The organism is Blautia sp. HCP3S3_C12 (assembly GCF_052064155.1).
Lineage (GTDB): Bacteria > Bacillota > Clostridia > Lachnospirales > Lachnospiraceae > Blautia_A.
In genome coordinates, this window is the sequence record NZ_JBQHWC010000003.1 from 31,709 (window position 1) to 43,863 (window position 12,155).

15 protein-coding genes are annotated in these 12,155 nt (G+C 47.2%); all 15 read right to left on the reverse strand.

The window, feature by feature from the left end:
* Positions 1–870, reverse strand: coding sequence for a VirB6/TrbL-like conjugal transfer protein, CD1112 family (locus ACTNDS_RS04205; protein ID WP_002592890.1), 870 nt, complete (start codon positions 868–870; stop codon positions 1–3).
* 69 nt (positions 871–939) lie between these two features.
* Positions 940–1,158, reverse strand: coding sequence for a Maff2 family mobile element protein (locus ACTNDS_RS04210; RefSeq protein ID WP_003525154.1), 219 nt, complete (start codon positions 1,156–1,158; stop codon positions 940–942).
* 218 nt (positions 1,159–1,376) lie between these two features.
* Positions 1,377–3,206 (reverse strand): VirD4-like conjugal transfer protein, CD1115 family, encoded by a 1,830-nt coding sequence (locus ACTNDS_RS04215; RefSeq protein ID WP_441033898.1) that lies wholly within the window; start codon positions 3,204–3,206, stop codon positions 1,377–1,379.
* Positions 3,203–3,703: a PcfB family protein gene (locus ACTNDS_RS04220; RefSeq protein WP_004798089.1), complete on the reverse strand. Its 501-nt coding sequence runs from the start codon at positions 3,701–3,703 to the stop codon at positions 3,203–3,205. Before ACTNDS_RS04220 ends, ACTNDS_RS04215 begins: the two co-directional genes overlap by 4 nt.
* Positions 3,704–3,801: 98 nt before the next feature.
* Positions 3,802–4,113: a DUF5720 family protein gene (locus ACTNDS_RS04225; RefSeq protein WP_008728385.1), complete on the reverse strand. Its 312-nt coding sequence runs from the start codon at positions 4,111–4,113 to the stop codon at positions 3,802–3,804.
* A gap of 50 nt (positions 4,114–4,163) precedes the next feature.
* Positions 4,164–5,024, reverse strand: a complete 861-nt coding sequence (locus ACTNDS_RS04230; RefSeq protein WP_441033901.1) for a DUF6017 domain-containing protein — start codon at positions 5,022–5,024, stop codon at positions 4,164–4,166.
* A 65-nt stretch (positions 5,025–5,089) separates the two neighbouring features.
* On the reverse strand, positions 5,090–5,380 hold the full coding sequence (locus ACTNDS_RS04235; protein ID WP_004798092.1) for a DUF5720 family protein: 291 nt from the start codon (positions 5,378–5,380) through the stop codon (positions 5,090–5,092).
* Between the two features lie 12 nt (positions 5,381–5,392).
* Positions 5,393–6,322, reverse strand: coding sequence for a ParB/RepB/Spo0J family partition protein (locus ACTNDS_RS04240; protein WP_004798093.1), 930 nt, complete (start codon positions 6,320–6,322; stop codon positions 5,393–5,395).
* Entirely contained in the window at positions 6,279–7,100 is an 822-nt protein-coding gene (locus ACTNDS_RS04245; protein ID WP_441033903.1) for a ParA family protein, read from the reverse strand. The genes ACTNDS_RS04240 and ACTNDS_RS04245 overlap by 44 nt, the downstream gene beginning before the upstream one ends.
* Before the next feature lie 468 nt (positions 7,101–7,568).
* Positions 7,569–7,961 (reverse strand): 30S ribosomal protein S9, encoded by a 393-nt coding sequence (gene rpsI / locus ACTNDS_RS04250; protein ID WP_117677245.1) that lies wholly within the window; start codon positions 7,959–7,961, stop codon positions 7,569–7,571.
* 17 nt (positions 7,962–7,978) lie between these two features.
* Positions 7,979–8,407 (reverse strand): 50S ribosomal protein L13, encoded by a 429-nt coding sequence (rplM, locus tag ACTNDS_RS04255; RefSeq protein WP_173742737.1) that lies wholly within the window; start codon positions 8,405–8,407, stop codon positions 7,979–7,981.
* A 254-nt stretch (positions 8,408–8,661) separates the two neighbouring features.
* Positions 8,662–9,402 (reverse strand): tRNA pseudouridine(38-40) synthase TruA, encoded by a 741-nt coding sequence (truA, locus tag ACTNDS_RS04260; RefSeq protein WP_173742738.1) that lies wholly within the window; start codon positions 9,400–9,402, stop codon positions 8,662–8,664.
* A 116-nt stretch (positions 9,403–9,518) separates the two neighbouring features.
* Complete coding sequence (locus ACTNDS_RS04265) at positions 9,519–10,322, reverse strand: energy-coupling factor transporter transmembrane component T family protein (RefSeq protein ID WP_441033906.1); 804 nt, start codon at positions 10,320–10,322, stop codon at positions 9,519–9,521.
* A complete protein-coding gene (locus ACTNDS_RS04270; protein WP_303242076.1) occupies positions 10,319–11,299 on the reverse strand; it encodes an energy-coupling factor transporter ATPase in 981 nt (326 codons plus the stop codon). The genes ACTNDS_RS04265 and ACTNDS_RS04270 overlap by 4 nt, the downstream gene beginning before the upstream one ends.
* Positions 11,290–12,135 (reverse strand): energy-coupling factor transporter ATPase, encoded by an 846-nt coding sequence (locus tag ACTNDS_RS04275; protein WP_441033909.1) that lies wholly within the window; start codon positions 12,133–12,135, stop codon positions 11,290–11,292. Before ACTNDS_RS04275 ends, ACTNDS_RS04270 begins: the two co-directional genes overlap by 10 nt.
* Positions 12,136–12,155 lie beyond the last annotated feature (20 nt).

Here is a 12,155-nt window from a genome sequence, read left to right on the forward strand (position 1 = left end):
TTAATGCGCCTGAAAGACTGATTTTGCGAGGCTGCCGGTTTTGAATAGTGTAAAGCACAGCAGTACGGTGTAGCCCACGCAGCTCCAGATTGCCATGATGATGTCATCTTCCAGAGCGATGTTCTGCACCAGCACAGCATAAATTGCCACGCAGACGATAATGAGAAACGCCTGAAAGCCCAGCGCCAGCAGGGATCGGAGGTAATTCTGTCCCATACCGCCCCATTCTTTACCCATCATTGCAGCCATTGGAACGGGAGCCACCGAAGTCACAAGATAAATCTCGATCATACGGCCATAAATGACGATAAAGATACAGATATACAGCGCCCACATGGTAATGCCGATAAAGAGGGATTGGAACCACAGCCCGAACAGCGGTCCCAGATCCATTTCCATCAGCCTCGGTTCCAGATCGGTCATAACTGAGGAAATGTCAATAGACGCATCCGAACCGATGATCCCTGCCGCCTGTGCCACCACGCTCTGCGCCATATCAAAGACGCCCATCACGATATTCCATGTGTTTGTGACAATGAGGATGGCGGCGGCTGATTTGAACACCCACTTGAAAATCATCCAGGTATCCACATCATGCAGGTTGTTTTTGTCTGCGATCATCTGGATCAGGTCTACGGTCATCACAATAGCCAGGATCACGCCTGCAATCGGCACCATGATGGAGTTGGACAGATTCTCAATCATGCTGAAAATACTGCCATTCCATCCCTGTGGTGTCTGGCCTACCTGTACGGATATATCTGCGACCTGTTGGTTTACGCTGTCAAACATCCCCGAAAGGTTGCTCATAATACCGCCCACCAGCATTTCTTTCAGCCAATTTGTCAGGGCTTCAAGTAAGAAATCCATACGGTGTCAACCTCCTTTCCGCCGCCCCCGCAAAACTGCGGGAGCGGCAAGGATTTCATGCAGGGACGCTTAGACAGAGAACAGCCCGGAGAGCAGAGGTACAAGGACCATGCCGACTACGGCTACACCAGCACCGGCCATGAGCTGCTTCATGCCCTGTGATTTTGCACCAGGGTTGTCGTTGCCGTAACCTTCGAGCAGGTTGATAACGCCCCAGATACCGAGACCGGCACCGAGCGCGATAACGAGGGTCTGAAGAACGGTGATTGCCTGTTCAAAAAATGCCATATAGTTTGTTAGCCGGAATCTGATTAAAAATTAGGTTTGTCATGTTTCATAGGCATACAAAAGCCGGAACAATCTGCCGCCCGGTTTCCGGGGGCATGATTCCGGCTGTCCTCCTTTTTCATTATTTTTCTTGCGATTGTCCGCTTTGTACGCCAATGGCCTCAACAGAGGCAGTTGCGGCAAATAGATACGATCACTCCTTTCTCAGCGGAACCGTATTACACGCCCTCCGTGTCTACTTCATATACATCGCAGACCTCATTGGGCTTGAGTTTCAGCCTTGCAGACAAGAATGCTTCAATGTCAAAAGCGTTCTTATCATCCGCGTCGGCAGTGTACTTGAAATTGGGGTGCTTGGTGATGTCGTACTTATCCGAAAGGAAAGGACGCACACCGCGCAGCTGGAGGATGCACTTGCCGCCATCCATAACTGCAAGCTCATCCTGGCTCATCAGCTCTTTCCCCAATTTTTGATAGTTGAGAGAGTGGGAAGTTTCCCGGCCACGGCTCTCTCCGGTGTTGTAGGTGTCGATGGTTTCCTTGCCCAGCACGGCAGCCAGCTCTTTGAGGGTAGTCGGCTCTTTACCACCCAGGAAGATGGAAGTATCCATGTTTCCGATAATGGTATCGGCGTTGTCCTTATAAATCGCCTTGAGCTGACTCTGCGCCTGCAACACCAGACAGGCGGAGATCTCACGGCTTCGGATGGTGGCCACCAGCTTTTCCAGACGAGGAATCTGCCCGATATTGGCGGCTTCATCAATGAGACAGCGCACATGGACTGGAAGCCTGCCGCCATACACATCGTCCGCCTTTTCGCAGAGCAGATTAAACAGCTGGGTGTAGCACATAGAGATTAGGAAGTTAAAGCTATCGTCCGTATCACTCATGATGAGGAACAGGGCAGTTTTCCTGTCTCCCAGAGTGTCCAGCTCCAGCTCGTCATAAGCTGTGACCTCACGCAACTCCGCAATATCAAATACGGCAAGACGCGCACCGCAAGAAATCAAAATCGACTTGGCTGTTTTTCCGGCGGCCAGCTTATATTTCTTATACTGGCGCACCGCAAAGTGGTTTGGCTTCTCGGCTTCTAATGCGTCAAACATCAGGTCTACGGGGTTTTTGAACTCCTCGTCATCCTCACGGACTTCCATAGCGTTGATGAACTCAATGAGGGTGGAGAAGTTCTGCTCCTCCACCGGGGCCTCATAATGGATATAGCCAATAAGCGCGCAGTACAACAAGGTTTCTGCTTTTACCCAGAAATCGTCTCCGGCCTTGCCTTCGCCTTTGGTATTGGCGATCAGCGTTGTGACCAGCTTCAAGATGTCCTTTTCGCTATGGATATAGGCGAAAGGGTTATAGTGCATGGACTTCCTGAAGTTGATGGTATTTAGAACCTTGATTCGGTACGGCTCATAAATGACCTTGCCGTGCTTATCCTTCATGGGCTTTCCGTCTTTCCCCAGTTTGGGTGCGCCCCTTTGGAGCATCTTTCCGCACTCCACCAAAATGTTTCCCTTCGGGTCTGTGACCACATAGGAACTGTGCATCTGCATCAGATTCGGTTTGAGCCAGAAGCGGGTCTTACCGGAACCGGAGCCGCCAATCACCAGCACATTTTTGTTTCTGGCGGTCTTTGGGTCCTTGGGGCGGCTGTTCATTGTCAGGCTCTCCGTTTTCGTCAGAATCACATTGTTCTGAAATACAGGATCAACGTAAGGTGCAATATCCTCACGGGTTCCCCAGCGGGCCGAACCATATTCCAAACCATGTCGATATTTCTTGGCGTTTTTACTTTTGAGGTACACCGCCAGACGCAGACCAGCACCGCAACACAGCCCCACCAGCAGATCCAACGGGTGAAGGCTGGGCCAGAAACTTTGCAGCGCCCCAGGCAGAACCGCAACCAGCGAAAGAAACTTTTCTGAAGCATCCGCCCCTTGTGCCATTCGCCATGCCTCTCCAAAATTGGTAGCAAACAGCCCCAGCAGGATATACGGCATATTCAGCAAAATGAGCTTTTTGATGTCCAATGTCTTTTTCATCGTTCCAGCTCCTTTCGCTTGGTGCGATCCACCACAGCATTTTTAACCATCTCTTTGAACTGGTTAAGTTTTGCCAGTACGGACGGGCGCTCTGTTTTCGTTGCCTTTTTGACCTTTTTGTTGGTGTACTCTGTAAAAGCTGCTGTCAGAGCATCTGCATCACGGCCTTTGAAAAAAATCAGGTACTTTGGCGGAGAACTGCTGCGGTCCTTTTTCACCGCATAATCCACACCATATTTCCGGGCAATTTTCTCAAACGCCTTGATAGAGGGGTCTGTGATCTCAATATTGGATATTCCCTGATTCTGCCCGACAAGCTGCTTCACAGTCTGTTTCCCATGCGGAACAACCGGCGCATCACGGCTTCTCTGTTTTTCCAGCTTCTTTTCCTTGCGATGTGCCATGTACTTGCTTATGGCAGCCTTAAACATTCTGCCGGTAAACTTTGTTCCACTGACAACCAGCGTCAAAGTTCTGTTTTCCACTTCTTCCTGCATTTTCTCGCCTCCTTTCCACGAAGTTTGCAGGGAATCTCTTTTTTTGCTAAGGCGGAACCACCAGCCGCCGCAGAAGATAACGCTTCATACCGCCCTCCTTAGCGTAACTGGTCAGAACGGTCATAGTGCAGATTGCCCTGACGTACCTTTGCGTGGCTCAAAATCTTAATCTGTCCCTTTTCCTGACTATCCAGTGCTTTTTCATAACCGGTATCCGACAGGAACAGGCGGGTTCGTTCGCCTTTCCAGCCAACAGGGGAATCGTTCGTCAGCACATCAAAAATAATCATGTGCCGGGTGTCCTCCGCAAAACGCTGGAGGTCCATATATCCATGACCGTGATAATTCTGCGCTCCTGCCTTTGCCCGCATTTCTTCCATCAGCTGCCCTATGGTCTTTCCCTCAGACATCATGCTTGCTCCTTTCTCCCGGCAGTTCCGGGCAATAAAAAAGCGACCATTTACCAGCCGCCATACAGATCGTGATTTACTTGTGAGGTGTAATGATTGCTTATCGTGGTCGGTGCATTGAACAGAACGGTCAGAAGATACTGCTTCATGTTGCGAATTTCCGTGGTGTTCTTCTGTAAACAGTCCATGACAAACTCAATGTGCGAGTTATCCAGCTTCAAGAACCTGGAACGAACGATTTCATGCGGAAAATCACTTCCTGCAATACGGGTGGTCTTTCGCTTTGCACAGACCGTTTCCACGATTAGCTCCACAATCTCATCCAAATCCTCCCGATAAGTTTCATACTGCTGACACAGGTATTCATACCCGATATTCTCCTGAATCAATTCCCGATAACTCTCTATCTCTGTGAGTGACATCGCATCCCTTCCTTTCCGTTCCGGCAGACAATCTGCCGCGCAATCCCGGAAGGGAATGGAATCGGTACTTGATCCATAAATATTTTGTTTTTGAGTATTAGATTTCTCTATATTTAATTCTGCGGGCTTTTCCGTATCCGGTTTATCCATATCCGGGTTTTCCGTATCTGGTGAATCCGTATCCGGTTTTCTAAGCTGTGGCTGCTCGTATATGACATACTCTATATCGCTGATGCGTCCCTGCCGGTCACGCAGCTTGTGCCGCACAATGTAACCAGCAGCCTCCAATTCCCGCAACGCAGCGCCTATGGCATCCACGCCCTCCTTACAGATCTTTGCAAGACCACGGGTGGTGTAATTCCAGTCCTCTGGCAAAGATAACATCATGGAAAGCAGTCCCTTGGCTTTTAACGACAGGTTTGCATTTCGTAAATGATGATTGCTCATCACGGTATAATCACGGGTCCGTTCAATGCGAAAAACGGCCATCGACCTCACTCCTTCCGAATTTTGGGTACAAAAAACCGCAATCCTAAATCAAAGAATTGTGGCGTTCAACTTTCTCTATATTTTCTTGTGCATTTCTTTCCCGGCTTAAAGTCGAGAATGTGTCCCTCAACAACACGGGCATACCGCTTGATTTTGATTTTCCGGAGCTGATGATCTTGGAGAGCGTTCTGATAGCTGTCCTCTGCAAGAAACAGACGCATTTCATCACCTCTGCTCCCGTAAGCACTGCACGGATGGAGAACAACAAACTCAATCATCCATCGGGTGCTGTCCTCAAAGCGTTCCACGGCAAGAATGTTATGTCCTTTCAGCTCCCTTGCTGAAATATCTTTCATAGGCGGCTCCTTTCATCGTTCCTGGTCTCTCTGACGCTTTTTCTGCCATGCCTCCAGCAACTTGATGATGGTTTCCTGCATCCGCTGGGGCGTATAGCTTTTAGGGAAATACTTCCGCAAGGTGTCAGAGGTAAATGTCACTCGGTCCAGATCGCTTTTCTTTTCCTCACCCATGATGACACGCATCATATCGAGGGTCAGATGCCCCTCCTGACTGTATTTCTTGAGCCGCTGGGCTTGAGAAAGAGAAGGGGTAGCCTGTTCGCTGTCCATCGCGTCCAACAGGTCTACCTGTTCCTCCTTTTTGAGAAAGGACAGCTCATAGGCGGGATTTAAGGCAATTTTCTTTTCATCCACCATGTCCAGCAGTTCGGGAATCAGCTCAGTCAAGCGAATAAATCTCTGAACCTGCCTTTGACTTTCTCCTGCTTGATTTGCAACCAGCTGAATTGATGTCTGCGACTTCTCGCCAACTTGGCGAGAAGTTAAATCTGAGCGTTCTCCTTGATGTTTTATAGCCTCCAACTTCATTTTATAGGCAAAGGCCCTCTCACTTGGAAGCAGGCTTTCTCGTTGCAGGTTGCTGTCAACCATAATGATCGTGGCGGCATCATCATCCAAATCCCGAACAATGACCGGCATGGTCTCCTTTTCTGCCAGCTCACTGGCCCTGTGCCGTCTGTGTCCGGCTACCAGCTCATAACCGCCCTCCGGGTCCGGTCGAGCAATCGCCGGAACCAGAACGCCATACTGCTTGATACTGTCAGCGGTCTCCATCATGGCTTCGTCATCCTTGACTTTGAATGGGTGGTTCTTAAAGGGATGCAGTTCAGACAGCGGAATCTCCTGAATCTTTTCCAGCTTTGCATCCTGCCGACCTTCTTCGGTGGAGAACAGATCATCTACCGAGGCCAGCTCTATTTTTTTCGCGCTGCTTTTCAAGTTTCAACACCTCCTTCGTCAGATTTCGATACCCCTCTGCCACCTTGCCGCCAGGGTCATGGGCGAAAATACTTTTTCCCTCTGCACTGATTTCCTTTGCCCGGACAGAATGGGGGATCTCTGTGCCGAATACTTTGATCTTGCTGCCATAGGTCTCCCGCAGGAGCGCGGAAATCTCTTTGGCAAAGTTGGTTCGGCTGTCCACCATCGTCAGCAGGATACCGTCAATCTGGAGCTTGGGGTTGATTTGCCTCTTTACCTTGTTTACCGTGGAGAGCAGCTGTTCCAGCCCTTTAGCGGGCAGATACTCTGCCTGAACGGGAATGATGATCCTGTTCGCAGCCGCCAGCGCATTGACTGTGAGCATACCAAGGGAGGGCTGGCAGTCGATGAGGATATGGGAGTATTGCCCCTTCAGTGTGTTCAGATATTGCCGCAAGATAGTCTCACGACTCATAGCATTTACCAAGGATACTTCCATACCGGAAAGTTGAATGTCGGCGGGCATCAGGTCAACGCCTTCTGCATGATGCAGAATACCTTCTCCGGGGCGTATAGGCTGATCCATCAGAATTTTGCCCATTGCATCCGACAGTGTAAATGGCAGCTTGTCCGGTTGCGGATTTCCCAAGCTGATTGTCAGGCTTCCTTGCGGGTCCCCGTCGATCAGAAGCACTTTCTTTCCGGCCTGTGCCAGACCTATTCCCAAGTTCGCACAGGTTGTTGTTTTGCCAACGCCGCCTTTCTGGTTGGCGATGGCGATGATTTGCGTGTTCATTGACTTCACCTCATTTCTAATTATCGCTGTTGCTTCTGGAAATAGAAAAAGCCGCCACTTCAAAATCATAAAGTGACGGCCCTTTCTAATGCCGGAATCTCTGAAACAAAAAAGCACCCAGTTATTTGTTACTGAATGCCTGCATTAGAATCGTATTTAATTGTTCAGATTTGGTCAGATTATGCCAAACCCTCCAGAGAAAAATCCGGTGTCTGAGAGTGCCAAAATCACCCTCAAAAATACCCCCGAAATTGCTCTCTGGTTGTCCTATTTTTTAACCACTAAGGCCGTTTTTTGACCCCATTTTTGCCGGTTGTCCTATATTTAACCACTAAAAATTGGGTGAAAACGGCTCTCGTTTTGCCAAATTTGGTCAAACCATATCAGCCCGTTTAGATATAGCAAAAGCCCGGAAAACCTTGATTTTCCGGGCTTTTTGAACCATTTTGATATAGTCTGAGCAGTCGATTATCGCTTGCTGAACTGCGGAGCGCGACGAGCCGCTTTGAGGCCGTATTTCTTACGTTCTTTCATACGTGGGTCACGAGTTAAGAATCCAGCAGCCTTCAGAACTGGTCTGTAGTCGTTGTCTGCCTGAAGAAGTGCTCTTGCAACACCATGTCTGATGGCACCAGCCTGTCCTGTGTATCCACCGCCATGAACGTTAACTAATACGTCGAATTTGCCTTCTGTTTCTGTTGCAGTTAAAGGCTGACGAACGATAACTTTCAGTGTATCTAATCCAAAATATTCATCGATATCTCTTTTATTGATTGTGATCTTACCAGTTCCAGGTACAAGATAAACTCTTGCGATTGATTTTTTTCTTCTTCCTGTTCCGTAGAATTTTGCGCTAGCCAATGTTTTCTACCTCCTAATTAAAATGTTAAAGCTTCTGGTTTCTGAGCTTCATGTTTGTGTTCCGGTCCTGCATATACGAAGAGCTTTGTGTACATGCTTCTTCCTAAAGGTCCTTTTGGAAGCATACCTTTAACTGCGAGCTCGATAACTCTTTCAGGTTTCTTTGCTAACATTTCTTTTAATGTGGTTTCTCTCATTCCACCAACATAATCGGAGTGGTTGTAATAGATTTTCTGATCTAATTTCTTACCTGTAACTTTGATCTTGTCAGCGTTTACGATGATTACATAATCACCTGTATCTACATGTGGTGTAAACTGTGGTTTATTTTTTCCTCTTAAAACGCTTGCTACTCCAGAAGCCAGACGGCCAAGAGTACATCCATCAGCGTCAACTACATACCATTTTCTTTCGATTTTATCTGGATTAGCCATATAAGTCTGCATGGTTTTACCTCCTGTTATTTATCAACGATAGTTTAATTAACCGCGGAATTTCCCGCGAATATAAGTTATTGGAAACGCCGGTGCTAAAAATGCGGAAATGTCCGAAACCGCTGATAAATACTTTCGCCTGGGCTATTTGGCTTAAGCATCTCGCACTACGTCACATTTGGTTATTATATTATAAGGGTTCTGTTCTGTCAATAGGTTTTGTGTCGTTTTTTCAATTTTTTTCGTTACTCTCTCATTTTTATTTTTCAGTCAAAAAATTCAATTCCCATCAGTGTCAGTCCCTGGGCCGGAGCTGTCGGTCCTGCCATTTCCCGGTTGCAGGCTTCCAGGATTGTTTTTACTCTCTCAGGTGGATACTGTCCGTTTCCTACTTCGATCAGAGTTCCGGAGATAATACGGACCATGTTGTAAAGAAATCCGGTTCCTGTTACCCGGATGGTTACAAGATCTCCGTCACGCCACACATCAATTCCGGTTACTGTGCGGATCGTTGTTTTCACCTGCGCTTTTGCCCCACAGAAGGATGCAAAATCATGCTGTCCGATCAGATATGAGGTTGCAGCTTTCATTTTATCTACATCCAGTTTATAGTGATAAAAATAGGTGTATAAGCGCTCTGTGGGAACCGGAAATTTGCGGTTCAGAATGCGGTATTCATAGGTTTTCTCACTGTCACAGTAACGGGGATGGAAATCCGGTTCTACCTCTTCAGAGAGCTGAATACGAATATCCTCCGGAAGACGTTGGTTTAATGCATAGGAAATCTTTTCCCCGGGAATCCGTGTATCAGTATCAAATACTGCCACGTTTCCCATAGCATGAACACCTGCATCTGTACGGCTGGCACCGATGGTTTCTATTTTCTCACCAAGAAGCTCTGACAGCGTATCATTTAAAACCCCCTGTACGGTAATCCCGTTTGGCTGTGTCTGCCAGCCGCAGTAGTTGGTTCCGTCATATGCAACTACAAGACCAATTCTTTTCATCTGTTTTCCTCCATAAATTGAAAACTTTTGCTATATATAAAATAAACAATATGCTGTAATCCTTTTTACCGAATTACAGCATATAAAATATCCTTATAAATTATATCAGTACTTTCTCAGATTCCCACAATTCGGAAAACAATGGCGATTCCCAGATAAGTCCACATCACCACATAGGAAATGTAGTCTCTGGACTCATAATGCAATGGCTTCATCTGAGTTCTATTGTCACCGCCATGGTAGCATCTTGCTTCCATGGCCATTGCCAGATCATTGGCTCTGCGGAAAGCAGAGATAAACAGCGGCACCAGAAGAGGTACCATATTTTTGGCTCTCTGAATTATATTTCCATTCTCAAAGTCTGCACCACGGGCAATCTGCGCTTTCATAATCTTATCTGTTTCCTCCAGAAGGATTGGAATAAAACGCAGCGCAATAGACATCATCATGGCAATCTCGTGGATTGGCACATGAAGCTTATTCAACGGTCTGAGAAGTCGTTCCAAGCCATCTGTAAGCTGATTGGGTGTGGTAGTCAGCGTCATAAGAGAAGAACCGATTACCAGATAGGTCAGGCGGATGGCCATTCTGCCAGCCAGCTTCAGGCCCTCCTCTGTCACATGCAGGATTCCCCACTGCCAGAGAACCTTTCCGGGTGTCAGGAAGATATTAAATACCACTGTGATCATAAGGAGCATTACGATCGCCTTCAGTCCCTTGAACATAAATTTCAAAGGTACTTTAGAAAGAATGATCATTGCTGCCAGAAATACAGTAGCTACCGCATATCCCGGAAATGTATGGAACACAAAGACAGAAAGGATGAACACCAGCGTACCTACCAGCTTTGCTCTGGGGTCCATTTTGTGCAGAACGGAATCTGCAGGATAATACTGTCCTATTGTAATATCTCGGATCATATCTCCTGCCCTCCCTTTTTATCTTCTGTCAGATCTGTTTCCATTTCACTGACCAAAGTTTTTCTTTCCGTTTTTTTCTGTCCGTTGTCAGATAAAGTCCTGTCTGACTGAACTAGTTTCCCGGAATTACATTTTCTCAGTACTGCCAGGATGTTCTCTTTCGCCTCATCCACTGTAGTAGCAGTCACATCCACATCCAGCCCCTTTTCCTTCAGTGCATGCATGATATAAGTGATCTGCGGTGCCGCAAGTCCCATGGCTTCCAGCTCTCTGTAATGGGCAAATACTGCTTTGGGAGCATCGTCATATGCAATTTCTCCGTCATTGACTACAATCAGTCTCTCTGCGTATTTTGCAATATCCTCCATACTGTGAGATACAAGGATAATGGTAATCCCTCTTACTTTATGAAGCTCTGCGATCTGGTCAAGGATGTCATCCCGACCTTTTGGATCCAGGCCTGCAGTTGGCTCATCCAGGATCAGAATTTTCGGATTCATTGCCAGTACACCGGCAATAGCAACTCTTTTCTTCTGTCCGCCGGAAAGCTCAAAAGGGGATTTACTGAAATTTTTCTCCTTAAAGCCTACGTGCTGCAGTGCTTTCTTTGCTTCTACTTCTGCCTCTTCCCTGGATAATCCCTGATTCATGGGACCAAAGCAGACATCAGAAAGTACATCATTCTCGAAAAGCTGATGCTCCGGATACTGGAATACCAGTCCTACCTCGCTTCGCAGGGTACGCCGGTCATATTTCTCTCCCCAGATATCCTCTCCATTGTAAGTGATGGTACCGGAAGTCGGACGGATCAGAGCATTGAAATGCTGGATCAGTGTAGATTTTCCACTTCCTGTATGTCCGATAATTCCGATAAACTGTCCGTCCGGAATAGAAAGATTGATGTCTTTCAGCGCATGGATCTCATAGGCAGTTCCCGGACTGTAGGTATAAGTTACATTTTTTAATTCTATTGACATAAGGCATTCACCAGCTCCTCTGTAGTCAGTATTCCCTCCGGAACATCCACTCCGGCTTTATGAAGTTCATGTGCCAGAAGTGTTACCTGGGGCACATCCAGTCTGTATTCTTTCAGGGTTTCCACCTGTGAAAAAATTTCTCTGGGTGTTCCCTGCATCACCACTTCTCCATTGTCCATAACATATACCTTGTCCGCATGAACAACTTCTTCCATATAATGGGTGATCAGAATGACTGTCACTCCTTCCTGTCTGTTAAGGTCACTGACCGCCTCCAGAACTTCCTTTCGTCCGTTAGGATCCAGCATTGCTGTTGGTTCATCCAGGATAATGCATTTTGGACGCATTGCCATAACGCCTGCAATGGCAACTCTCTGCTTCTGCCCTCCCGAAAGCTTGTTAGGGGAATGGTAACGATAGGATGTCATACCTGTTTTCTTCAGGCTTTCATCTACACGTTCCCATATTTTTTCAGTAGGAACTCCCATATTTTCAGGGCCAAAACCTACATCCTCTTCCACCACTGTACCGATGATCTGGTTATCAGGGTTCTGAAAAACCATCCCTGCTTTCTGTCGGATTTTCCATAATTCCGGCTCCCTAGACGTGTCAATTCCATCTACCCACAAGGTACCCTCTGTTGGAATCAGAAGTGCATTGAGATGCTTTGCCAGAGTAGATTTTCCGGAGCCGTTATGCCCCAGTACAGCCACGAATTGTCCGGCTTCAATGTCCAGGTTTACATCATTGACAGCACGCTGTGTATCTTGCACATTGCCGTCTTCATCATACTTGAGATAGTCAAATCCCAGCTTGAATGCCTTGATAATTCCCATAATATTTTTTCCTCTTAATA

Excerpts from the sequence above, each read along its gene's own strand:
- ACTNDS_RS04245 (WP_441033903.1), bottom strand. The coding sequence starts at position 7,100 with ATGAACACGCAAATCATCGCCATCGCCAACCAGAAAGGCGGCGTTGGC.
- ACTNDS_RS04210 (WP_003525154.1), bottom strand. The coding sequence starts at position 1,158 with ATGGCATTTTTTGAACAGGCAATCACCGTTCTTCAGACCCTCGTTATC.
- ACTNDS_RS04270 (WP_303242076.1), bottom strand. The coding sequence starts at position 11,299 with ATGTCAATAGAATTAAAAAATGTAACTTATACCTACAGTCCGGGAACT.
- ACTNDS_RS04235 (WP_004798092.1), bottom strand. The coding sequence starts at position 5,380 with ATGAAAGATATTTCAGCAAGGGAGCTGAAAGGACATAACATTCTTGCC.
- truA (WP_173742738.1), bottom strand. The coding sequence starts at position 9,402 with ATGAAAAGAATTGGTCTTGTAGTTGCATATGACGGAACCAACTACTGC.
- ACTNDS_RS04225 (WP_008728385.1), bottom strand. The coding sequence starts at position 4,113 with ATGTCTGAGGGAAAGACCATAGGGCAGCTGATGGAAGAAATGCGGGCA.
- ACTNDS_RS04265 (WP_441033906.1), bottom strand. The coding sequence starts at position 10,322 with ATGATCCGAGATATTACAATAGGACAGTATTATCCTGCAGATTCCGTT.
- ACTNDS_RS04215 (WP_441033898.1), bottom strand. The coding sequence starts at position 3,206 with ATGAAAAAGACATTGGACATCAAAAAGCTCATTTTGCTGAATATGCCG.
- ACTNDS_RS04230 (WP_441033901.1), bottom strand. The coding sequence starts at position 5,024 with ATGGCCGTTTTTCGCATTGAACGGACCCGTGATTATACCGTGATGAGC.
- ACTNDS_RS04275 (WP_441033909.1), bottom strand. The coding sequence starts at position 12,135 with ATGGGAATTATCAAGGCATTCAAGCTGGGATTTGACTATCTCAAGTAT.
- rplM (WP_173742737.1), bottom strand. The coding sequence starts at position 8,407 with ATGCAGACTTATATGGCTAATCCAGATAAAATCGAAAGAAAATGGTAT.
- ACTNDS_RS04205 (WP_002592890.1), bottom strand. The coding sequence starts at position 870 with ATGGATTTCTTACTTGAAGCCCTGACAAATTGGCTGAAAGAAATGCTG.
- ACTNDS_RS04220 (WP_004798089.1), bottom strand. The coding sequence starts at position 3,703 with ATGCAGGAAGAAGTGGAAAACAGAACTTTGACGCTGGTTGTCAGTGGA.